This is a genomic window from Stutzerimonas stutzeri (genome assembly GCF_013522825.1).
Lineage (GTDB): Bacteria > Pseudomonadota > Gammaproteobacteria > Pseudomonadales > Pseudomonadaceae > Stutzerimonas > Stutzerimonas stutzeri_AK.
This window is the reverse complement of the sequence record NZ_JAAMQZ010000001.1, coordinates 21824-44899: the sequence shown is the minus strand read 5'-3', so window position 1 is coordinate 44899 and position 23076 is coordinate 21824. Positions and strand designations below refer to the sequence as shown.

18 protein-coding genes are annotated in these 23076 nt (G+C 63.0%); 12 read left to right on the top strand and 6 right to left on the bottom strand.

Annotation, left to right across the window (positions count from 1 at the left end):
• Positions 1 to 4: 4 nt before the first annotated feature.
• The 9 genes from murD to lpxC all read left to right on the top strand — a co-directional run bounded on the left by murD (position 5) and on the right by lpxC (position 10406).
• On the top strand, positions 5 to 1348 hold the full coding sequence (gene murD, locus G7020_RS00200) for a UDP-N-acetylmuramoyl-L-alanine--D-glutamate ligase (RefSeq protein WP_181082043.1): 1344 nt from the start codon (positions 5 to 7) through the stop codon (positions 1346 to 1348).
• Entirely contained in the window at positions 1348 to 2580 is a 1233-nt protein-coding gene (gene ftsW / locus G7020_RS00195) for a putative lipid II flippase FtsW (RefSeq protein WP_181082042.1), read from the top strand. Before murD ends, ftsW begins: the two co-directional genes overlap by 1 nt.
• Entirely contained in the window at positions 2570 to 3640 is a 1071-nt protein-coding gene (gene murG, locus G7020_RS00190; protein WP_181082041.1) for an undecaprenyldiphospho-muramoylpentapeptide beta-N-acetylglucosaminyltransferase, read from the top strand. Before ftsW ends, murG begins: the two co-directional genes overlap by 11 nt.
• Positions 3633 to 5090, top strand: coding sequence for a UDP-N-acetylmuramate--L-alanine ligase (gene murC, locus G7020_RS00185; protein WP_181082040.1), 1458 nt, complete (start codon positions 3633 to 3635; stop codon positions 5088 to 5090). Before murG ends, murC begins: the two co-directional genes overlap by 8 nt.
• Positions 5087 to 6028, top strand: a complete 942-nt coding sequence (locus tag G7020_RS00180; RefSeq protein ID WP_181082039.1) for a D-alanine--D-alanine ligase — start codon at positions 5087 to 5089, stop codon at positions 6026 to 6028. Before murC ends, G7020_RS00180 begins: the two co-directional genes overlap by 4 nt.
• A 3-nt stretch (positions 6029 to 6031) precedes the next feature.
• Positions 6032 to 6889 (top strand): cell division protein FtsQ/DivIB, encoded by an 858-nt coding sequence (locus tag G7020_RS00175; protein ID WP_181082038.1) that lies wholly within the window; start codon positions 6032 to 6034, stop codon positions 6887 to 6889.
• Between the two features lie 12 nt (positions 6890 to 6901).
• Complete coding sequence (gene ftsA / locus G7020_RS00170) at positions 6902 to 8149, top strand: cell division protein FtsA (RefSeq protein ID WP_181082037.1); 1248 nt, start codon at positions 6902 to 6904, stop codon at positions 8147 to 8149.
• A 46-nt stretch (positions 8150 to 8195) separates the two neighbouring features.
• Positions 8196 to 9383, top strand: coding sequence for a cell division protein FtsZ (gene ftsZ / locus G7020_RS00165; protein WP_181082036.1), 1188 nt, complete (start codon positions 8196 to 8198; stop codon positions 9381 to 9383).
• 111 nt (positions 9384 to 9494) lie between these two features.
• Positions 9495 to 10406: a UDP-3-O-acyl-N-acetylglucosamine deacetylase gene (lpxC, locus tag G7020_RS00160; RefSeq protein WP_181082035.1), complete on the top strand. Its 912-nt coding sequence runs from the start codon at positions 9495 to 9497 to the stop codon at positions 10404 to 10406.
• A 297-nt stretch (positions 10407 to 10703) separates the two neighbouring features.
• Here the strand turns inward: lpxC and G7020_RS00155 are convergent, their stop codons facing one another.
• Positions 10704 to 11102, bottom strand: a complete 399-nt coding sequence (locus G7020_RS00155; RefSeq protein WP_181082034.1) for a Rho termination factor N-terminal domain-containing protein — start codon at positions 11100 to 11102, stop codon at positions 10704 to 10706.
• Positions 11103 to 11514: 412 nt separating this feature from the next.
• Between G7020_RS00155 and rfbD the strand changes: the two genes are divergently transcribed.
• Positions 11515 to 12438: a dTDP-4-dehydrorhamnose reductase gene (gene rfbD / locus G7020_RS00150; RefSeq protein ID WP_181082033.1), complete on the top strand. Its 924-nt coding sequence runs from the start codon at positions 11515 to 11517 to the stop codon at positions 12436 to 12438.
• 127 nt (positions 12439 to 12565) lie between these two features.
• Positions 12566 to 13465 (top strand): AEC family transporter, encoded by a 900-nt coding sequence (locus G7020_RS00145; protein ID WP_181082032.1) that lies wholly within the window; start codon positions 12566 to 12568, stop codon positions 13463 to 13465.
• Between the two features lie 361 nt (positions 13466 to 13826).
• Here G7020_RS00145 and G7020_RS00140 read toward each other — a convergent pair whose 3' ends face one another.
• Positions 13827 to 14567 carry a VC0807 family protein gene (locus G7020_RS00140; RefSeq protein ID WP_181082031.1) on the bottom strand — a complete coding sequence of 247 codons (741 nt, stop codon included), beginning with the start codon at positions 14565 to 14567 and terminating at the stop codon, positions 13827 to 13829.
• 118 nt (positions 14568 to 14685) lie between these two features.
• Positions 14686 to 15639 (bottom strand): lysylphosphatidylglycerol synthase transmembrane domain-containing protein, encoded by a 954-nt coding sequence (locus tag G7020_RS00135; RefSeq protein WP_181082030.1) that lies wholly within the window; start codon positions 15637 to 15639, stop codon positions 14686 to 14688.
• Positions 15640 to 15840: 201 nt separating this feature from the next.
• On the opposite strand from G7020_RS00135, the gene G7020_RS00130 reads away from it, so the two are divergent.
• Positions 15841 to 17094, top strand: a complete 1254-nt coding sequence (locus tag G7020_RS00130) for a cytochrome P450 (protein ID WP_181082029.1) — start codon at positions 15841 to 15843, stop codon at positions 17092 to 17094.
• 11 nt (positions 17095 to 17105) lie between these two features.
• Here the strand turns inward: G7020_RS00130 and G7020_RS00125 are convergent, their stop codons facing one another.
• From G7020_RS00125 to purH, 3 genes are all read right to left on the bottom strand, one after another.
• Positions 17106 to 19889 carry a response regulator gene (locus G7020_RS00125; RefSeq protein ID WP_181082028.1) on the bottom strand — a complete coding sequence of 928 codons (2784 nt, stop codon included), beginning with the start codon at positions 19887 to 19889 and terminating at the stop codon, positions 17106 to 17108.
• 112 nt (positions 19890 to 20001) lie between these two features.
• Positions 20002 to 21291 (bottom strand): phosphoribosylamine--glycine ligase, encoded by a 1290-nt coding sequence (gene purD, locus G7020_RS00120; protein WP_181082027.1) that lies wholly within the window; start codon positions 21289 to 21291, stop codon positions 20002 to 20004.
• Positions 21292 to 21395: 104 nt separating this feature from the next.
• Positions 21396 to 23000, bottom strand: coding sequence for a bifunctional phosphoribosylaminoimidazolecarboxamide formyltransferase/IMP cyclohydrolase (purH, locus tag G7020_RS00115; protein WP_181082026.1), 1605 nt, complete (start codon positions 22998 to 23000; stop codon positions 21396 to 21398).
• Positions 23001 to 23076 lie beyond the last annotated feature (76 nt).

The window sequence follows — 23076 nt, the reverse complement described above, 5'->3', positions numbered from 1 at the left end:
GAGAGTGCTGATCGCTTCCGACCAGTTCCGCATCGTTGTCGGCCTCGGCAAGAGCGGCATGTCCGTGGTACGCCACCTGGCGCGCCGAGGGCAGCCGTTCGCCGTCGTCGATACGCGCGCGAACCCGCCGGAGCTGGCCACTCTCCAGGCGCAGTACCCGGAAATCGAGGTGCGTTGCGGCGAGCTGGATGTCGAGTTTCTCTGCCGCGCCAGCGAACTGCTGGTCAGCCCGGGGCTGGCGCTGAGCACGCCCGCGTTGCAGGTTGCCGCCGACCGCGGCGTGAAGCTGTCCGGCGATATCGAACTGTTCGCGCGTGAGGCCCGTGCGCCGATCATCGCCATCACCGGTTCCAACGCGAAAAGCACCGTGACCACGCTGGTCGGCGAAATGGCCCAGGCCGCCGGACGCAAGGTGGCGGTGGGTGGCAACCTGGGTACGCCGGCGCTGGATCTGCTCAGCGAGGATGTCGAGCTTTATGTGCTCGAACTGTCCAGCTTCCAGCTGGAAACCACCGAGCAGCTGAATGCCGAAGTGGCGACCTGCCTGAACGTCAGCGAAGACCACATGGATCGCTACGCCGGGTTGCCGGCCTATCATCAGGCCAAGCACCGGATCTTCCGTGGCGCGCGTCAGGTGGTGATCAACCGTGACGACCGTCTCAGCCGACCGCTGGTAGGCGAAGAGGTGCCGGTCTGGTCGTTCGGGCTCGGCAAGCCGGACTTCAAGGGCTTCGGGCTGATCGAGGAAAACGGCGAGAAGCATCTGGCCTTCCAGTTCGTGGCCCTGATGCCCGCGCGCGAGTTGAAGATGCGTGGCGCGCACAACCAGTCCAACGCCCTCGCCGCACTGGCGCTGGGCCATGCCGTGGGCCTGCCGTTCGTGCCGATGCTGGAGACACTGCGCCGCTTCGGCGGCTTGCCGCACCGCTGCCAGTGGGTCGGTGAGCATGGGGGCGTGAATTATTACGATGACTCCAAGGCGACCAACGTCGGCGCCGCGCTGGCGGCGATCGACGGCCTGGGCAGCGATATCGACGGCAAGCTGGTACTGATCGCCGGCGGCGATGGCAAGGGTGCGGAATTCTCCGCGCTGCATGCTCCGGTGGCGCGTTACTGTCGGGAAGTGATTCTGCTGGGCCGTGACGCCGGGCTGCTGGCGAACGCGCTCGACGGCGCGGCGCCGGTTCAGCGGGTGCAGTCGCTCGAACAGGCGGTGCAGCATGCGGCCCTGAGCGCCCGGCCCGGCGACGCAGTGCTGCTGTCGCCAGCCTGCGCCAGTCTGGACATGTTCAGGAACTTCGAGGAGCGCGGTCGTTTGTTTGCTGCTGCGGTAGGAGGGCTCGACTGATGCTTGCCTTCCTGCGTAGTGCGCCTTCGCCGCTGTTCAGCCGTCGTGGCCTGGACCTTGACTTCCCGATGCTCGCCGGCTGCCTGGGGCTGCTGGGGCTGGGGTTGGTTATGATCACCTCGGCGTCGTCCGAGGTTGCCGCGGTCAACGCCGGCAACTCGATGTTCCACATGATCCGCCATCTGGTTTATCTGGTGCTGGGTCTGGGCGCGGCGGCGGCGGTGCTGCTGGTGCCCCTGTCCGTGTGGCAGCGGTTCGATTGGATGTTGCTGCTCGCCGCCTTCGCGCTGCTGATACTGGTGCTGATCCCCGGCATTGGCCGCGAGGTCAACGGCTCGATGCGCTGGATTGGCTTCGGCGCTTTCAACGTGCAGCCTTCGGAGCTGGCGAAACTCTTCGTCGTGGTTTATCTCGCCGGCTACCTGGTGCGTCGTCAGCAGGAAGTGCGTGAAAGCCTGTGGGGGTTCTTCAAGCCGTTCCTGGTGCTGATGCCGATGGCCGCGCTGCTGCTGCTGGAACCCGATTTCGGCGCCACCGTGGTGATGATGGGCGCGGCGGTGGCGATGCTGTTTCTGGGGGGCGTCGGCCTGATCCGCTTCAGCCTGCTGGTGCTGCTGGCGGTGGGCGCGGTGTTCGTGCTGGTACAGACCCAGGAGTATCGCCTGCAGCGCCTGATTACCTTCACCGACCCCTGGGCCGATCAGTACGGCGCCGGTTACCAGTTGACCCAGGCGCTGATCGCCTTCGGACGTGGCGAGTGGCTGGGCGTGGGGCTGGGCAACAGTGTGCAGAAGCAGTTCTACCTGCCTGAAGCCCATACCGACTTCGTTTTTTCCGTGCTGGCCGAAGAGCTGGGCATGGTCGGCGCGCTGCTGACCATCGCGTTGTTCGCCTTCGTCGGCATACGTGCCCTGTATATCGGGCTGGCCGCCGAGCGCTCGCGGCAGTTCTTCGCGGCCTATGTCGCCTGGGGGCTGGCCTTCCTCTGGCTGGGTCAGTTCCTGATCAACGTCGGGGTGAACGTCGGGTTGTTGCCGACCAAGGGACTGACCCTGCCGTTCCTCAGTTATGGCGGCAGTTCGCTGGTGGTGACCTGCGCGAGCATGGCGCTGCTGCTGCGTATCGAGTGGGAAAGCCGCACGGTGCTGGGCAGCGAAGATACCGAGCTCAACGAGGCGGATTTCGCCGAAGCGCCTGCGCTCAGGAAAAAGGAGGCCGCCCATGGCCGCTAACGTCCTGATCATGGCCGGCGGCACCGGCGGGCACGTGTTCCCGGCGCTGGCCTGCGCGCATGAATTCCAGAGCCGTGGCTATCAGGTTCACTGGCTGGGCACGCCGCGCGGAATCGAGAACGAAGTGGTGCCGGCGGCGGGGCTGCCGCTGCACCTGATCGAGGTCAGCGGCCTGCGTGGCAAGGGGCTCGGCTCCCTGCTCAAGGCCCCGTTCCAGTTGTTGCGCTCGCTCTGGCAGGCGCGCCGGGTGATGCGTGAACTGCAACCGGTGTGCGTGCTGGGGCTGGGTGGCTATGTGACCGGGCCGGGCGGGCTGGCGGCGAAGCTGGCCGGTGTGCCGTTGATCATCCATGAGCAGAATGCCGTCGCCGGCACCGCCAACCGCAGCCTGCTGCCCTTTGCCCGCCGCGTGTGCGAAGCCTTTCCAGATACCTTCGCGAACAGCGACAAGCGCCGTACCACCGGCAATCCGGTGCGCGTGGAGTTGTTCCTGGAAACGCCCCGCGATTCGCTGGCTGGCCGTCGCCCGCGTCTGTTGGTACTGGGCGGCAGTCTGGGCGCCGAGCCGCTGAACAAGCTGCTGCCCGCCACGCTGGCGCAGGTGCCGCAGGCGTTGCGCCCCGAGGTGTTCCACCAGGCCGGCAAGCAGCACGCCGAGATCACCCGCGCGCGTTATGCCGAGCACGCTGTCGAGGCCGAGGTCGCCCCGTTTATCAAGGACATGGCGCAGGCCTATGCCTGGGCCGACCTGGTGATCTGCCGCGCCGGCGCGCTGACCGTCTGCGAACTGGCCGCCGCCGGGCTGCCGTCGTTCCTGGTGCCGCTGCCGCATGCCATCGACGACCACCAGACCCGCAATGCCGAATATCTGGCGAAGGAAGGCGCTGCCGTTCTTCTCCCTCAAGCAAAGACCGATGCTGCCGCGCTGGCCGCGCAGCTGACCGAGGTAATGATGCAGCCGGAAACACTCAAGACCATGGGGCTCGCTGCACGCCGGCTGGCCCGGCCCGATGCCACCCGTAGCGTGGTCGATATCTGCCTGGAGGTGGCCAATGGCTAAGTCCCCAGCCGCCGTCAAGGCCGAAGTGCGGCGTATGCGCCGTATCCGCCGCATTCATTTCGTCGGCATCGGCGGGGTGGGCATGTGCGGCATCGCCGAGGTGCTGCTCAACCTCGGCTATGAGGTGTCCGGCTCCGACCTCAGGGAGTCGCCCAGCACCCAGCGCCTGCAGACCTTCGGCGCACATATCTTTATCGGCCATCAGGCGGGCAACGTCGCCGGCGCCGACGTGCTGGTGGTGTCCAGCGCGGTCAATACCAGCAACCCGGAAGTGGCGCTGGCGCTGGAGCAACGCATTCCGGTGGTGCCGCGTGCGGAAATGCTCGCCGAGCTGATGCGCTACCGTCACGGCATCGCCGTGGCCGGTACCCATGGCAAGACCACCACCACCAGCCTGCTGGCTTCGGTATTCGCCGCGGGTGGGCTCGATCCGACCTTCGTCATCGGTGGTCGCCTGACCGCCGCCGGCACCAACGCGCAGCTGGGCAGCAGCCGCTACCTGATCGCCGAGGCGGACGAAAGCGATGCCAGCTTCCTGCATCTGCAGCCGATGGTCGCGGTGGTGACCAACATCGACGCCGACCACATGAGTACCTACGGCGGCGACTTCGGCAAGCTGAAGAAGACCTTCATCGAGTTCCTGCACAACCTGCCGTTCTACGGGCTGGCGGTGCTCTGCGTGGACGACCCGGTGGTGCGCGAAATCCTTCCGCAGATTGGCCGACCGACTACTACCTACGGTGTCAGCGAAGATGCCGACGTGCGCGCCATCAACATCCGCCAGGAAGGCATGCGTACCTGGTTCACCGTGCTGCGCGCCGGCTGCGAGCCGCTCGACGTATCGGTGAAGATGCCGGGCAAGCACAACGTGCTCAACGCACTGGCAACCATCGCCATCGCCACCGATGAAGGTATCGACGATGCCGCCATCATTCAGGGGCTGTCGGAGTTCGGTGGCGTGGGTCGGCGCTTCCAGGTGTACGGCGAGCTGCCGGTCGAAGACGGCAGCGTGATGCTGGTCGACGACTACGGCCACCATCCTCGCGAAGTCGCCGCCGTGATCCAGGCCGTGCGTGACGGCTGGCCGGAGCGCCGGCTGGTGATGGTCTACCAGCCGCACCGTTTCAGTCGTACCCGCGATCTCTACGAGGACTTCGTCCAGGTGCTGGCCGAGGCCAATGTGCTGCTGCTGATGGAGGTCTACCCGGCGGGCGAAGAGCCGATTCCCGGCGCCGACAGCCGTCGCCTGTGCCACAGCATTCGCCAGCGCGGCCAGCTCGATCCGATCTATATCGAGCGTGGCGTCGAGCTGGCGCCGCTGGTCAAGCCGCTGCTGCGTGCCGGCGACATCCTGCTGTGCCAGGGCGCCGGCGATATCGGCGGGTTGGCTCCACAGCTGCTCAACAGCCCCCTGTTTGTCGCTACAAGCGCCGCGAGGAAGAGTGAATGACTGCCCTGCAATCGACCCGTGATCCCCAGGCATTTGGCCGGGTCGCCGTACTCTACGGCGGCAAGAGCGCGGAGCGCGAAGTCTCCTTGAAGTCCGGCGCGGCCGTGCTCTCGGCCTTGCAGGCGGCGGGCGTCGATGCCTTCGGTATCGATGTCGGTGACGATCTGCTGCAGCAACTGGGTCGCGAACGCATCGACCGCGCCTTCATCGTCCTGCATGGGCGTGGCGGTGAAGATGGCAGCATGCAAGGGTTGCTCGAATGCGCGGGGATTCCCTACACCGGCAGCGGCATCCTTGCTTCGGCCCTGGCCATGGACAAGTTGCGCACCAAGCAGGTCTGGCAGAGCCTCGGCCTGCCAACGCCACGGCATGCCGTGCTGGCCAGCGAAGCCGATTGCCGGGCCGCGGCTGACAGTCTGGGCTTCCCGCTGATCGTCAAGCCCGCCCATGAAGGCTCCAGCATCGGCATGGCGAAGGTCGCTGGCCTTGCCGAGCTGATCGAGGCCTGGCAAGCGGCCAGCGTCTATGACGCCCAGGTGCTGGTCGAACAATGGATCCAGGGCCCGGAATTCACCATCGCCACGCTGCGCGGCGAAGTGCTGCCGCCAATCGGGCTGGGCACGCCGCACGCATTCTACGACTACGACGCCAAGTACCTGGCCAGTGATACCCAGTACCGCATTCCCTGCGGCCTCGAAGCGGACAAGGAGCAGGAACTGCGGGCGCTCACCGCGCGCGCCTGTGAGGCGGTGGGCATTCGCGGCTGGGCGCGGGTGGACGTCATGCAGGACGCCGCCGGCGCGTTCTGGCTGCTGGAGGTGAACACCGTTCCGGGCATGACCGATCACAGTCTGGTGCCGATGGCCGCACGCGCCGCCGGACTGGATTTCCAGCAACTGGTGCTGGCGATTCTCGATGCCAGCATGGCGGGGAACTGACCCATGATTACCACGCTGCGTCACTCGCAACCCGCCAGCGGTCGCGCCACGCGCAAGCCGGTGCAGCGTGGCGCGAGCCGTCTGGTGCAGCGTGAGCCACTGTCGGCGCGTCTGCCGCGTCCGAGCCTGGGTGCAGTGAAACGCATCCTCTGGCCGGTACTGCTGATGGCGCTGGCTGTCGGACTCTACGAGCTGGCCGAGCGTCTGGCGCCCTATGCCGATCGACCGATATCCAAGGTCAGCGTTCGGGGTGACCTGACCTATGTCGATCAGTTGACCGTGCAGGAGCGCATGGCGCCGTTCGTCGAAGCCAGCTTCTTCAAGGTTGATCTGGATGGCTTGCGCCACGACCTTGAACAGATGCCCTGGATAGCCCATGTCGAGGTGCGTCGGGTCTGGCCGGATCAGGTCACGGTACGTCTGGAGGAACACCTGCCCATCGCCCGTTGGGGCGAGGAGGCACTGTTGAACAACAGCGGTCAGGCTTTTACGCCCAGTGACCTGGCCCGTTATGAACACCTGCCGCACTTGCATGGTCCGAAGCGGGCCCAGCAGCGCGTCATGCAGCAGTACCAGATGCTCAGCCAGATGTTGCGTCCTCTGGGATTTTCCATCGAGCGCCTGGAGTTGCGCGCGCGCGGCAGCTGGTTCGTGACGACAGGTCAGGGTATCGAGCTGTTGCTGGGCAGGGATCAGATAATCGAAAAAATGCGTCGCTTCACTGCCATTTACCAGCAAACGCTGGCGCAGGAGAGCGAAAAAATTGCGCGGATCGATCTGCGCTATGCCAACGGCCTGGCCGTGGCCTGGCACGAGCCGAGTCCGACTGCGGCGGATCTATCCGTCGTTGCGAAGAATTGAGGAATGAAACACATGTCTAGCGTGCAAAGCGGCAAGATGATCGTCGGTCTCGATATCGGCACCTCCAAGGTGGTGGCGCTGGTGGGCGAAGTGACGCCCGATGGCGAGCTCGAGATCGTCGGGATCGGTACCCATCCCTCACGCGGCCTGAAGAAGGGCGTGGTGGTCAATATCGAATCCACCGTGCAGTCTATTCAACGCGCGGTGGAGGAAGCCCAGCTCATGGCCGGCTGCCGTATCCACTCGGCGTTCGTCGGCCTGGCCGGCAATCACATCCGCAGCCTCAACTCCCACGGCATCGTCGCCATCCGCGACCGTGAGGTCAGCAATGCGGACCTGGAGCGCGTACTGGATGCGGCCCAGGCCGTCGCCATCCCGGCTGATCAGCGGGTGCTGCACACCCTGCCGCAGGACTATGTGATCGACAACCAGGAAGGCGTCCGTGAGCCGCTGGGCATGTCCGGCGTGCGTCTGGAGGCGAAGGTCCATGTGGTCACCTGTGCGGTGAATGCCGCGCAGAACATCGAGAAATGTGTGCGCCGCTGCGGTCTGGAAGTGGACGACATCATTCTCGAACAGCTGGCCTCGGCGCATGCGGTGCTGACCGACGACGAAAAGGAACTGGGCGTCTGCCTGGTGGATATCGGCGGTGGCACCACCGATATCTGCATCTTCACCGAGGGTGCGATCCGCCATACCGCGGTCATCCCGATCGCCGGCGATCAGGTCACCAACGATATCGCCATGGCGCTGCGCACACCCACGCAGTACGCCGAAGAGATCAAGATCCGCTACGCCTGTGCACTGGCCAAACTGGCCGGTCCTGGTGAAACCATCAAGGTGCCCAGCGTTGGTGACCGGCCACCACGGGAACTCTCGCGCCAGGCACTGGCCGAAGTGGTCGAGCCGCGTTACGACGAGCTGTTCACCCTGATCCAGGCCGAACTGCGCCGCAGCGGCTACGAGGACTTGGTGCCGGCGGGCATCGTTCTCACCGGCGGTACGGCGAAGATGGAAGGCGCCGTCGAGCTGGCCGAAGAAATCTTTCACATGCCGGTGCGCCTGGGCGCGCCGCACAGTTTCCAGGGACTGACGGACGTCGTCCGCAACCCCATCTATTCAACGGGCGTGGGCCTGTTGCTGTACGGCATGCGCAAGCAGACCGATGGCACCTCCATGTCCGGTCTCGGCAACTTCGCCGAAGAAACCAAACCATCTGTCGTGGAGCGGCTGAAAAGCTGGATCCAGGGCAATTTCTGAGCAGTGCGGCAGTACCACAACTAGAAAGCTGGAAGGAGAGAGGGACATGTTCGAACTCGTAGATCATACCCCGCAAAGTGCAGTCATCAAGGTGATTGGCGTAGGCGGAGGCGGCGGCAATGCCGTCAACCACATGGTGCGCAACAACGTTGAAGGCGTGGAGTTCATCTGCGCCAACACCGATGCTCAGGCGCTGAAGAAAATCGAAGTGCGGACCGTACTGCAGTTGGGTTCCGCCATTACCAAGGGCCTGGGTGCGGGTACCAATCCTGACATCGGCCGTCAGGCTGCGATGGATGACCGCGAGCGCATCGCCGAGGTGCTGCAGGGCGCCGATATGGTATTCATCACCACCGGCATGGGCGGCGGCACCGGCACCGGTGCGGCGCCTGTGATCGCTTCGGTGGCCAAGGAAATGGGCATTCTCACCGTTGCCGTGGTGACCCGTCCGTTCCCGTTCGAGGGGCGTCGCCGTATGCAGGTCGCCGACGAGGGCATTCGTCAGCTGTCCGAGTGCGTCGATTCGCTGATCACCATTCCCAACGAAAAACTGCTGACCATCCTCGGCAAGGACGCCAGCCTGCTGTCCGCTTTCGCCAAGGCCGATGACGTTCTCACCGGTGCGGTGCGTGGCATTTCCGACATCATGCAGCGTCCAGGCCTGATGAACGTCGACTTCGCCGACGTCAAGACCGTCATGGGTGAAATGGGCATGGCGATGATGGGCACCGGTTGCGCCACCGGGCCGAACCGCGCCCGTGAAGCCACCGAGGCGGCGATTCGCAATCCGCTGCTCGAGGACGTCAACCTGCAGGGCGCGCGCGGCATCCTGGTGAACATCACCGCCGGTCTGGACCTGTCCCTGGGCGAGTACGCCGCCGTTGGTGAAATCATCGAGGCCTTCGCCTCCGACGAAGCCACCGTCAAGGTCGGCGCCGTGATCGATCCGGAAATGACCGACGAGCTGCATGTCACCGTGGTCGCGACCGGTCTTGGCCCGCGCAACGAAAAGCCGGTCAAGGTCGTGGACAATACCGTGCAGGCTGCCGCTGTCGCGTCGCAAGCCGCGCCGGCCCCGCGCCAGGATCAGGCTGCGGTGAACTACCGTGACCTGGACCGCCCGACCATCATGCGCAACCAGGCCCATGCCGCCGCTACCGCGGCCAAGCTGAATCCCCAGGAGGATCTCGACTATCTGGATATTCCAGCTTTCCTGCGTCGTCAGGCTGATTGATTGGGTTTATCAGGACTATCGCCGTGATTGGTATTCAGCAAAGTAGGCTTCTGCTATGATCGCCGCCTTTGTTGGAAACCATTCGCAACAGCGCACTAGCGAAACCAAGCCATGATCAGACAACGCACCTTGAAGAACATCATTCGCGCCACGGGCGTCGGCCTGCATTCGGGGGAAAAGGTCTACCTGACCCTGAAGCCGGCACCTGTGGATACTGGAATCGTGTTCTGCCGCACCGACCTCAATCCGCCGGTACAGATTGCCGCGCGGGCCGAAAATGTCGGCGAGACCACCATGTCGACGACACTGATCAGCGGTGACGTCAAGGTCGACACGGTGGAGCATCTGCTCTCGGCGATGGCCGGGCTTGGCATCGACAATGCCTATGTCGAACTGTCGGCATCGGAAGTGCCGATCATGGATGGCAGCGCTGGTCCTTTCGTATTCCTGATCCAATCGGCTGGCCTGCAGGAGCAGGACGCCCCCAAGAAGTTCATCCGCATCATCCGTGAAGTCACGGTGGAAGACGGCGACAAGCGCGCCACCTTTCTGCCGTTCGAAGGCTTCAAGGTGAGTTTCGAGATCGATTTTGACCATCCGGTATTCAAGGGTCGTACCCAGACTGCCAGCGTGGATTTCTCCAGCACTTCCTTCGTCAAGGAAGTCAGCCGTGCGCGAACTTTCGGGTTCATGCGCGACATCGAATTCCTGCGCTCGAACAATCTGGCTCTGGGTGGCAGTGTCGATAATGCGATCGTGGTCGACGAAGACCAGGTGCTGAACGAAGATGGCCTGCGTTACGAGGACGAGTTCGTCAAGCACAAGATTCTCGATGCAATTGGTGACCTGTACTTGCTGGGCACAAGCCTGATCGGTGAATTCCGCGGCTTCAAATCCGGACATGCATTGAATAACCGCTTGCTGCGCACCCTGATGGAACAGAAGGATGCGTGGGAAATGGTGACCTTCGATGACTCCCAGACCGCGCCGATCTCCTACATGCGCCCGGCAGCCGCCGGCTGAGCAGTACTCTCTTTCCTTTTCAAGGCCACCTTCGGGTGGCTTTTTTTTAGGCTCTGTCCCCGTTAATAGCCGTTGCGAGCCCGTGAGAGGAATCCCTTGTGAGAGCGGCTTCAGCCGCGAATATCCGAGGCGCAGCCTGTTGTAGGTCGGATTAGCCGAAGGCGTAATCCGACGATCCGAAGCGTAATCCGACAATTCATGCCTGACACCTCAGCATTTAACGCGCCTGGCCGCTCGCCTGTCGGGTCGGTGAAGCGTGACCCGACCTGCTAGGTGATCATCGACCCTGGCTCGCTTTCAGCTCAACGCCTGCAGCAGCTCATGCTTGCGCATCTTCGAGCGCCCCCGGATATCGCGTTCACGGGCCTTTTGCATCAGTTCGTCGCGGCTGAGATCGGTTAGCGAGGTGCTGCCGGATTGCCTGTCCCGTGCCGAGCCCTTGTTGGGGGAGGCGCCGGTGCGGGTCTGTGCCGCGCGATGGGCCGAGTCCTTGCGGTCGGCGCGCTTGGCCGTCTCGCTTTTCTTCTGTCCCGAGCTGCCCTTGCGCTCCCCGCCACCGGATTGCTTGTTGACGGTGGCCCAGGCGCGCGCCTCGGCTTCCTTGGGCGCTACCCCACGCTCTTCATAGCTCTGTTCGATATGCTCGGCCTTGCGCTGCTGCTTATCCGTATAGCTGGATTTATCGCCTCTGGGCATGACATCGATCCTCGTGCGGATTCGTGATGATGACTCCGGTTGTTCCTGTTTTGGCCGCACTGCAGGTCGCGAGTTTCACCGGCTATCGAAACAGCCCCTGTAATTACCTGCTGCCTGGGAACAAATGCCTTCAAAACGGGCCTGAACGAGGCACGGACCGCACTAGGCCGGTACTTCAGGGCGATCGCGCTATGGCGTCATTCTGCGATGGGCGTTCGATAAAGGCGCTGGAGGCTGGACGAAAAAACGCCATGTGCGCTCGCACCTGGATCGCTTGTCGTTCAGCCTCCAGCTGTCCAGCGCTGTTTTCGGCTCTTTGAGCGCATAGCGCGGCCTGATGAGCGTGAATCGAATCTGCTTTACAATTCCGAGCTCGCCATTATTGACGAGCTCTCGATGAGGTGATGACCCGATGCGAATCCTTGTATGCGGTGCCAGTGGCCAGGTCGGCCACGAGTTGGTAGACCGAGCCCGCGTGTACGGTCTCGAGGCGCTGGGCATGACTCGGAAACAGTTGGATATCACCGATAGCCATCGGATCGAGGAACTGGTTGGTCAGTTCAGGCCGGGGTTGATCATCAACGCTGCCGCCTATACGCACGTCGACAATGCCGAGACGCAGGCCGAACAGGCCTATGCGGTCAACCGTGATGGCGTGGCCCGGCTGGCCGAGGCTGCACGACAGGCCGATATCCCCTTGCTGCATATCTCCACCGACTATGTGTTTTCCGGCGAGACGGGCTTTTCCGGAACCACGCCAGAGGCCTATCGTGAAACCGATCCGGTGGCGCCAACCGGTGTCTATGGCGCCAGCAAGCGGGCAGGGGAGGTCGCGATCCAGGCGGTTCTGGAGCGGCATGTGATCGTGCGCACCAGCTGGGTGTATGGCGTGCACGGGCACAACTTCGTCAAGACCATGCTGCGTCTCGGGCAGCAGCGCGATGCGCTGTCGGTGGTTGCCGATCAGTTCGGTTGCCCCACCCAGGCTGGCAGCCTTGCCGAGGTCCTGCTGCAACTGGCTCAGCGCTATGCGCACAAAGGCACTCTTGCCTGGGGGCTTTACCACTACAGCGGTCATCCGCCGTGCAGTTGGTTCGACTTCGCACAGGAGATCTTTCGTCAGGCTGCGGCAAGGGGCCTGCTGGTGAAAATACCGCAAGTGTCGGCAATCACTACCGTGCAATACCCCACGCCTGCGCGCCGACCGGCCTGGTCGGTGCTGAACTGCACGAAGTTCGAGCAGACCTTCGACATCGCCCTGCGGAACTGGCATGACGACCTGGCCAGTGTGCTCGACACGCTGGCCGGACACAGGGTATCTGCGGCGAACTCCTGAAGGCCAGTGCGGGCCGGCAATGCATTCCGACGTCATCGCCATCAGGTGATCTCACCCCCGGCGCGGGGTATTCTTGCGACCTTTTTGCGGCGTGACATTGGGCCGCGTCGTTTGTGGAGAATCCTGTGTGAGCGTACTTCAGGCGATTGTGCCTATCTTTGGCTTGATCATGCTCGGCTATGTGCTGGGCTGGCGGCGCTGGCTCGCCGGTGAGGCGGCGACCGGCCTTGCCAACATCACCTTCAAGCTGTTCATGCCAGCGATTCTGTTCACCGGCATCGCCCGGGCCGAGCTGGGCGATGGCATGTCGCCGATGCTGTTGCTGGCCTATTTCGGCCCGGTGCTGACGGTCTTTGCCGTAGTCGGGCTGGTTACCCACCGTTTGCTCGGGCGCTCGTCCGCACTGGGATTGACTGCCGCCTATTCGAACAATGTGCTTGTCGGAATTCCCCTGGTAACCACCCTGCTGGGTGCGGCGAGCCTGGTCTATGTCTTCGCCATTCTGGTGTTCCACAGCCTGATTCTGTTTTCACTGCAGAGCTTCTACAGTGCCTTCGGCTCGGGGCAGAAGGTCAGTGCCCGATCATTGCTGAAGAACCTGGCCAACCCGCTGATCGTCGGATTACTGCTGGGGGCGGCGCTGAACGTTTCCAATCTGGATCTGCCGCAGCCGCTCTGGCGTATGGCCGACTGGCTGGCCCAGGCGGCATTGCCCTGTGCGCTGATGGTGCTGGGGCTCAGTCTGTCGCGTTATCGCCTGCGTCCCAATATGGCTGCGCTGGTGCTGACCCTGGTCAAGCTGGGCGTCTTTCCGCTGCTGGTGTGGTATTTCAGCGGCCTGCTGCCGGGGCTGGGCCAGGAAGCGCGTGCGGTGCTGGTGTTGCTGGCCGCCTGCCCGAGTGGTGTCAATGTACTGGCCTTCGTGGCCAATCCAGAAGATACCCGCGCGGTCAGTTCGGCGGTCTTTCTGTCCACTCTGCTGTCGGCTGCCACCTTGCCATTGTGGATGTGGCTGATGGCGGTGTGAGAACCTGTCCAAAGTCTGCTGCGCGTCGGCACTGCTGCGTTAAAAACAGGCTCGGACTACTCATTTACAGCTGTAAACTCCGCGTCCTCGCCTGTTTTTGCCTTGCATTGCTCTAGCTCGCGAGACTTTGAACAGGTTCTGAGAGGGCGTTTACAGATTACTGCGCCCGATCATGCCGCGTTGAAATCAGCCTCCGCGCTATGCGCCAAAGAGCTGAAAACAGCGCTGGAAAGCTGGAGGCTGAACGACAAGCGATCCAGGTTCGAGCGCACATGGCGTTTTTCGTCCAGCCTCCAGCGCTTTTATCGAACGCCCATCGCAGAATGACGCCATAGCCCGATCGCCCTGCTCTATTAGGCAGTCAGGGCTGTTTGTCGGATTGTCCGTCCTGCGCGCCAGTGGCAATGATTTCTTCCAGGCGCAGCCCGGTCAGCCCGTGGATGGTGCGCCAGAGGTAATAGAAGATCGCCATCATCATCGCCATGCTGGGAATGGCGATCATCGGGTAGCTGAGCAGGGTCATGCGGCCCAGTTCGGCATTGAAGGCCTCGCTGCCGGCCGGGCTGTTGACGATCCACTTGGCCAGCACGTAATTCATGAAGGACGAAAAGAAGAAGGTACCGCTGAGAAAGTAGGTGGCGCGCAACAGGCGGATCTCGAAGTGAGCCGTCTGGCCGTTGCGTTCGAGCTGCTCGTGAACCTTGTCGACGTTGAGCACCTTGGGGTTGTAGAGCAGCGTGCGGATCAGCGGAAAGCGCGTACGGGTCGAGCCCAGTACGGCGATACCGATGATCCCGGGGATGGCCGCTTCCTTGATGGCCAGCCATTGCGGGTCCAGCTGCAACAGGCCAATGCCGCCGGTCAGCAGCACGCTGATCAGCCCCAGCAGGGCGATCCAGTTGAATTTGCGATATTTCACCAGCTCGAAAAGGCCCCAGCCGAGAGGGAATGCCAGCGCCAGCACCAGTGCGCCGTCTGCCCCCAGTCGCCCTTCACCGCTGAGCTTCATGAGAATCAGCGAAGGGATCAGGATGCTTATCAGCAGGTCGATCAGGGGGCGGGGCTTGTGCTCGGTCGGCTGGCGGGTATGTGAGTCGGTCATCTGGGTCGGTTCGTTTCGATTAAGGGCGGAATCATCGCCTGTCGCTGAGAGCTTGGCTATAGGGCCAATGTGCTGTTCCGTGACAATCAGTTAAAGACCTGCGTTTTCAACGGCTCCGTTACGGGCCGGGTGTCGAGCCCCGCTTGCGCTTCTCCGCCCATTGGGTGGTTTCGAATACCGTGACGACGAGAATCGCCAGGGCGAAGGGCAGGATCAGGTAAAAGCCCCTGAAGACGATCAAGGCGGCCAGGACGTCGGCGGTGTCCAGCTCCGGAAGCGCGGCCAGAAAGGTCACTTCAAGCACGCCAAGCCCGCCCGGTGCATGAGAGAGCAGGGCCAGCGAAAAGGAGGCGAGAAACACGCCGAGCACCACCAGATAGCCGGGATTTTCCGCTGCGGGGAGTGCGAAATAGATGATTGCGGCAGCGCAGACAAGCTCAAGCGGGGCCGCAATCAGTTGTTTGCCGACGATCGGCAGGCGCGGGTATTCGATCCGCCATTTGCCGATGCGAAACGGCGCCAACTGCCGCCAGGCGCCTGTCACGTAGAGCCCGACCAGGGACATCAGAGACAGGCCGATGGCGGTCGATACCCAGGGTTGCACATCGATGAGTCGGTTCAGCAGTTCAGGCTTCAGAACCAGGACTGCGCCGCCGGCCAGCAGGGTGCCGAGGAAGAAGGTCAGCGAACAGAATACGATCAGCACGCCGATCTCCTGTGGCGTGAGCCCTTTGCTGCGGTAGGCCCGGTAGCGCACGACCGCGCCGGAAAACACCGATGCGCCTATGTTATGCGCCAGGGCGTAGGTGGTGAACGAGCAGAGGGTGATGAACCACCAGGAGATTCGCTTGCCCAGATGGGCGATGGCTATTCGGTCGTACCAGGCGAGCGCGACATAGGCGCCAAGGGTTGCCAGCCCTGCCAGCAGCCAGTTGCGGTAACTGATGGCCGCGAGGCTTTCGGCGAGCTCGGCCAGCGAGAGCGTGCGAATTTCCTGATAGAGCAGATAGCCGCAAAGCAGTACCGCAGTGATGCCGACCAGGGTCCAGGCGGCATCGCTTCTCTTCATCATGCATGGGCTCCTTGGCGATGGTTATTCGCCTCGAAGCAGGGCTCGGGCAATAGGTGATCTGGCCGCGGAATAATACGGTGTTCGTTTCTTATCGGCAGTGGACATCGCATTTTGTTCATTTCATGCAAGCGGACGGTTGAGGCACCCGAAGCTGCTGGGTGCTGTCTATTGGTCAGTTGCCGTTCTTTGCCGAGGTGGTTTATGCCTGATATTCCCCACAGCCCGGGCGTCGAAAGTTCGATTGCGTTGCTTCGTGAAGGTTATTCATTCATTCCGAGTCGCTGTCAGCGGTTGCAATCGGACCTGTTCCAGGTCCGGCTGCTGTTGCAGAACACTATCTGCATGAGCGGCGAAGAGGCGGCGAGGCTGTTTTACGACGAGCAGCTGTTCAAGCGTGAGCATGCCGCCCCACGCATGTTGCAGAAAACACTGTTTGGCCAGGGAGGGGTGCAGGGCCTCGACGGCTCTGCTCATCGGCATCGCAAGCAGCTGTTCATGTCGTTGCTCAACCCCGATGCGGTCGCCGAACTGGTGCGAATGAACGAGGCCAACTGGCAAGCCGCCATCGGGATGTGGCAACGCTGTGATCACGTCACGTTGCTGCCCGAGGTGCAAGCAATCCTTACCCGTTCGGTATGCACATGGGCGGGCGTTCCACTCGGTCCGGCGGAGCTGGAAACACGTCGAGATCAGTTGGCTGCGCTGATCGACGGTGCGGGTGGTGTCGGCGCCCGCCATTGGCACGCGCGAAAGGCCCGCAAGGAAGCCGAAAGATGGATGGCCGGGCTGATTGCGCAGGTACGCGACGGGGGGCTGTCGATCGATGAAGGCCGGGCGTTGGCCGTCGTTGCCCGGCATCTCGGGCCGGATGGACAGCCGCTGGATGAGCGGATTGCGGCTGTGGAAATGCTTAACCTGCTGAGGCCGACCGTGGCGGTGGCGCGTTTTATCATTTATGCGGCGCTGGAATTGCTGGCACATCCGCAATGGCGCCAACGTTTACAGCAGGAAGATGCGGCGCTGGAACCCTTTGCCCAGGAGGTCCGTCGTCTCCACGCATTCTTTCCCTTCACCGCGGCGCGCGTGCGCGAGGACTTTGAATGGAAAGGCTATCGATTCCCCAAGGGCACCCGCGTGCTGCTGGACCTGTATGGCACCAATCGAGACGCCAGACTCTGGGCGCAGCCCGAGCAGTTTCGCCCCGAGCGCTTCGCCGAATGGAAGGGGGGCGCTTTCAATTTCATCACCCAGGGGGGCGGTGATGCTGCGACTGGGCATCGCTGTCCAGGTGAGCCCCTGGCGATCGCATTGCTGACGAGCGCTTTGCGCATGCTGACGCGTCGAATGAGTTACACGGTTCCCGCTCAGGATCTGCACATGGATGAGTCTCGAATGCCTGCTCAGCCGGAAAGTCTGTTTGTCATCAGTGACGTCAGATCCTTACCGGCACCATAGAAGGATTGCCTTCAGGGGTGGGGCGTACGATTCGTGGCGGCCCTGATCGCAGCCCAGTACTCGATCAGTTCGCGTAGCTGGGACATTTCCACCGGTTTGGACATGTGCCCGTCCATGCCTGCTTCGCGTGCGCGTTCACGGTGCTCGCTGAGAATATGCGCGGTGAGTGCGACCACTGGCGTGCGTGGGCGGTTCTCTGCGGCCTCCCAGGCGCGTAGCTGCGCGGTGGCCTGGAAACCGTCGAGAATCGGCATTTCGCAGTCCATCAGGACCAGGTCGTAGGGCTGTGCCTTGATGGCTGCCAGTGCCTGTTCGCCGTCGCTGGCGGTATCGGGCTTGAGGTTGAGCTTGTTCAGCATGCCACGGATGACTTTGGTGGAAATGCTGTTGTCCTCGGCCACCAGAATGCGGAAGTCGTTGGGTATCGGAAGTGCTCTCCCGGCGCGGGGCGAAGGGCGTGCCACGCTGCTGCGATGGCTAGCGAGTTCGTCGGCCAGGGTGGCTTTCAGGGTATAGCCGGCCACGGGTTTGGCGAGGATGCGTTTGATGCCGGCGTTGCGCGCGATGATCTTGCTGGGTGCGCTGCTCATGCCGGTGAGCATGATCAGCAGGATGTCGTGGTTGAGGCTGAAGTCTTCACGGATCTTGCTGGCCAACTGCATGCCGGTCATGCCGGGCATGTCCTGATCGAGCAGCACCGCATCGAAATACTCATGCAGATGGGCCTTGGTGCGCAGCAGGGCCAGCGCCTCCTTGCCTGATGCGGCGGCGGTGACCTCCATGCCCCAGCTGCTGCATTGCTGGGCGAACACCTTGCGGCAGGTCTCGTTGTCGTCCACCACCAGCAGACGCGCGCCCAAGAGCGGACCATTCAGGTCACTGCCGGATTGCTCCAGTGCTTTGGCGGTAAGCGGCAGGCTGATCCAGAGGGTGTTGCCGGTGACATCGCCGGTCTGGATGCCGAATTCGCCATTCATCAACTGCACCAGCTGCCGCGCAACGATCAGCCCGAGACGCCCTCCATGTCCGGTCGCGGCGAGAAGGTCGCGGCTGTCCAGCTCGGCATTGAGCAGGGCCTCGCACTCCTGGGCTTCCAGCGGACGGCCACTGTCCTGAACGGTGATGCGCAAGCGGGTCTGGCCGTCGGCTTCATCCATTGCGGCCACCAGCAGAACTTCACCTTCCTCGGTCTGCCTGAAAGCATTTTCCAGCAGGCTCAGCAGCGTCTGGCGCAGGCGTGTCGGATCGCCGGCAACGATATGCGGCATCTGTGGCTGGATAAAACTGATCAGCTCGACCTTCTGCTGTTCGGCCTTGGCGCGGAAGATACCCAGGCTGTCCTCGATCAGCGCATTGAGATCGAACTGTACGTCGTCCAGTTCGATCTGCCCGGACTCCAGTTTGGAAACGTCGAGAATTTCGTTGATCAGGTTGAGCAGTTCATTGCCGGAGCTATGGATGGTCTGGACGTAGTCGCGCTGCCTGGCCGACAGCGAGGTGTCGAGCAGCAGCTCGCTCATGCCGAGCACGCCGTTCATCGGCGTGCGGATTTCATGACTGATACTGGCGAGGAAATCGGCTTTGGTCTTCTGTTCGGCACTGGTGACGGCCTCGGCCGTGTGCCGGGTGCGGTGGCTGGCCTGGATCTGGCGCTGCTGTTCATGTGCGGCAAGGCTGAAGAGCAGACCGGCACCTGTTGCCACGCTGAATACCACGCCGGACAACCAGTCGGGATCGAGCTGATTGAAGCCGAGCAGCATGGGCAGCATGAAGATGAAGCCGGCGTCGAACAGCAGCATGCCCGCCAGCAGCAGGCGCGCCGGTGTCTGGTGCCAGTACTGCAGGGCGATGAGGGTGACGCTGACTGCGCTGAGCAGTATCGTGGCGCAGATCAACCAGCTGACCCAGAGCTGCTGGGTGAGAGCGATGGTTGCCGCCAGCGCGCTGATGAAGCCGAGTTCAAGCGCGAGCAGGCGGCTGAACCAGGCTTTGCGGCGCTGGCTGAAGAAGTCGAGGGTGAAGGCCAGCAAGGCAATACAGGCAATCAGGGCCGAGATATCGGCAATCAGCGCCTGGCTGTGCAGCAGCCCTGGCAGCCATAGCGCCAGTAGCCCGAGGTTCGCCGATACGCACGCCAGCAATGCGCCATGCAGTACGGCAAGCCCCAGATTGCTGTAGCTGGTGGTGCGGGCGAAACGCAGCAGGTTATAGAGCAGCAGCAGTGCCAGCGCACTGAGCAGACCGCCGAAAAGGTAGGCGGGGCGTGCCTGCTCGACCAGCCCGCGTTCATCGAGGGTCTGGAACCAGGCCATGATTGGATGCGATGAGTTCAGGCGAATGTAGGCTTCGCGGGGCTGGCCGTCATTGGGCAGGGAAAACAGGTAGGCGCGCGCGGGCAAAGGGCGTGATTGCGGGGCGCGCAGTTCGCCGGTTTCGACATGGCGTTCGAGCTGTCCGTCACGTAGCAGATAGAAATCCAGATATTGCACGCGCGGGGCGAACAGCCACAGCCAGTGGGGCTGGGCGAAAGTCGGCAGGCTGACCTGCAGCCAGATGGCCTGATCACTTGCCGGGGCGCTATGGGAAAGTTTTTCGATGCGCTGGAACAGGCTTCGCTGATCCAGTATTTCGTTCAGCGTGAGCTGCCCCGACTGGTCGACCAGCAACCGCCAGTTCTGCGGGGCAGCCTGCTGAGTAGGCTCTTGCGTTTCGGTACCGGCAAAAGCGGGGTAAGCGCCTGCTACAGCCAGGAGCAGGCTGAAGGTAAAGGCAACGGCTACCCGGAGTCGATGCACGGTTGAAGTCCCTTCATTGGTCTGGCGACAAATTATAGTCGTGAGGGACTGGCGCTGTAATGCGCGCAACGGTAAAGGGAATCGACCGTTGCGCACCTGGCCTGCCGGAACTTCAGCTTTCGCCTTGCTCGCGCGCGATTGCACGGTAACCGATGTCGTGGCGATAGAAATGGCCATTCCAGTCGATACGGGCCGCGAGAGCATAGGCACTCTGCTGGGCTGCACAAACGGTTTCACCCAGGGCGGTGGCGCAGAGCACTCGGCCTCCTGCCGTGGTGATTTCGCCATTCTGCAGCGCGGTGCCGGCATGGAAGACCTTGCCTTCCAGTTGGGCGGCGGCATCCAGGCCGTGAATCACGGCGCCCTTGGCGTAATTACCTGGATAGCCACCGGCGGCCAGTACCACGCCAAGACTGGGGCGCGGGTCCCACTGCGCTTCGACCTTGTCCAGCGCCTTGGCCAGCGCGGCCTCGACCAGCAGGACGAGACTGGACTGCAGGCGCAGCATGATCGGTTGGGTTTCCGGATCACCGAAGCGGCAGTTGAACTCGATCACCTTGGGCGCGCCGTTGCCGTCGATCATCAGGCCGGCATAGAGGAAGCCGGTATAGACGTTGCCTTCGGCGGCCATGCCCTTGACGGTTGGCCAGATCACTTCGTCCATCACCCGCTGGTGAACGTCGGCAGTGACCACGGGGGCGGGCGAGTAGGCGCCCATGCCGCCGGTGTTGGGGCCGGTGTCGCCGTCGCCGACGCGCTTGTGATCCTGGCTGGTGGCCATCGGCAGCACGTTTTCGCCATCGACCATGACGATAAAGCTGGCTTCCTCGCCGTCGAGGAATTCCTCGATCACCACCCGCGATCCGGCATCACCGAAGGCGTTGCCGGAGAGCATGTCGCGCACCGCTTCTTCGGCTTCTGCCAGCGTCATGGCGACGATCACGCCCTTGCCGGCGGCCAGGCCATCGGCCTTGATCACGATGGGCGCGCCTTTCTCGCGCAGGTAGGCCAGGGCCGGCTCGACGTCGGTGAAGTTCTGGTAGTCGGCGGTGGGAATCCTGTGACGGGCGAGGAAGTCCTTGGTGAAGGCCTTGGAGCCTTCCAGCTGTGCGGCGGCGGCGGTGGGGCCGAAGCAGTCCAGGCCACGCGAGCGGAACAGATCGACCACGCCTGTGACCAGCGGCGCCTCCGGGCCGACGATGGTCAGCTGCACGTTCTGCGCTGCGAAGTCCGCCAGCTGCTCGATGGCCAGTACGTCGATGGCGACGTTCTCGCACTTGGCTTCGGTTGCCGTGCCGGCGTTGCCCGGGGCGACGAAAACCTTATTGACCCGTGGGTCCTGCGCTACCTTCCAGGCCAGCGCATGTTCTCGTCCGCCGCTGCCAATCACTAATACGTTCATTGTTATAACCCTGTGTTGGGCTGGAGGCTGGAGGCTGGAAGCTGGACGAGGGTGTCGCTTTTTCGTCCAGCCATCAGCCATCAGCCTTCAGCGGCTTTTTACGATCAGTGGCGGAAATGGCGCATGCCGGTGAACACCATGGCGATGCCGGCTTCATCGGCGGCGGCGATGACTTCTTCGTCGCGCATCGAACCGCCGGGCTGGATCACGGCGCTGATGCCGGCCTTGGCTGCGTTGTCGATGCCGTCGCGGAAGGGGAAGAAGGCATCACTGGCCATGACCGCGCCCGGCACCGGCAGGCCTGCGTGTTCGGCCTTGATCGCGGCGATGCGGGCGGAGTTGACACGGCTCATCTGGCCGGCGCCGACACCTACGGTCTGACGGTTCCTGGCGTAGACGATGGCGTTGGATTTGACGAACTTGGCCACTTTCCAGGCGAAGATCAGATCATGGATTTCCTGTTCGGTGGGTGCGCGGCGGGTGACGATCCTGAGGTCGTCCGCAGTGATCATGCCGACATCGCGGCTCTGCACCAGCAGGCCGCCGTTGACGCGCTTGAAGTCCCAGCCCGGCGCGCGCTCGGCTGGCCACTGGCCGCATTCGAGCAGACGCACGTTGGCCTTGGCGGCGACGATTTCACGGGCTTCCTGGCTGACGCTCGGGGCGATGATGACTTCGACGAACTGGCGCTCGACGATGGCGCGCGCAGTTTCGCCGTCCAGCTCGCGGTTGAAGGCGATGATGCCGCCGAAGGCCGATTCGCTGTCGGTGGCGTAGGCCAGTTCATAGGCCTGGCGGATGCCGCCTTCGTCTTCCGGCACCACGGCGACGCCGCAGGGGTTGGCGTGCTTGACGATGACGCAGGCGGGCTTGACGAAGCTCTTCACGCATTCCAGCGCGGCATCGGTGTCGGCCACGTTGTTGAACGACAGCTCCTTGCCCTGCAGCTGGCGCGCGGTGGCGACGCAGGCTTCATCGGCGTGCTCGACGTAGAAGGCCGCGATCTGATGCGGGTTCTCGCCGTAACGCATGTCCTGCGCCTTGACGAACTGGGTGGTGAAGGTGCGCGGCAGCTGGCTGCGGCCCTCGGTGGACAGCGTTTCGGCCGCCTGGTCGATGGTGCCCAGGTAGTTGGCGATCATGCCGTCGTAGGAGGCGGTGTGCTCGAAGGCCTTGAGCGCCAGATCGAAACGCTGTGCATAGCTCAGGCCGCCGTTGCGCAGGTTCTCGATGACACCGGCATAGTCGCCGGCGTTGACCACGATGGCGACGTCCTTGTGGTTCTTGGCGGCGCTGCGAACCATGGTCGGGCCGCCGATATCGATATTCTCGATGGCGTCCGGCAGGGTGCAGCCGGCCTTGGCCACGGTGGCGGCGAACGGATAGAGGTTGACCGCCACCAGGTCGATCGGGTTGATCCCGTGTTCGGTCATGACCGCGCCGTCGAGGTCACGGCGACCGAGGATGCCGCCATGGATCTTCGGATGCAGGGTCTTGACCCGGCCATCCATCATTTCCGGAAAGCCGGTGTAGTCGGCCACTTCGACGGCGGCGATACCGTTTTCACGCAGCAGCTTGAAGGTGCCGCCGGTGGAAAGGATTTCGACGCCAAGGGCAGCGAGTTCACGGGCAAATTCAACAACGCCGGTCTTGTCGGACACGCTGATCAGTGCGCGACGCACGGGAAGGCGGAGAGTTTGGTCGGTCATCACGGTTTCCATCGGAAGGTAGACAACGCTGGAGGCGGGAGGCGGAACGAGGGTGTCGCTTGGTCGTCCAGCTTCC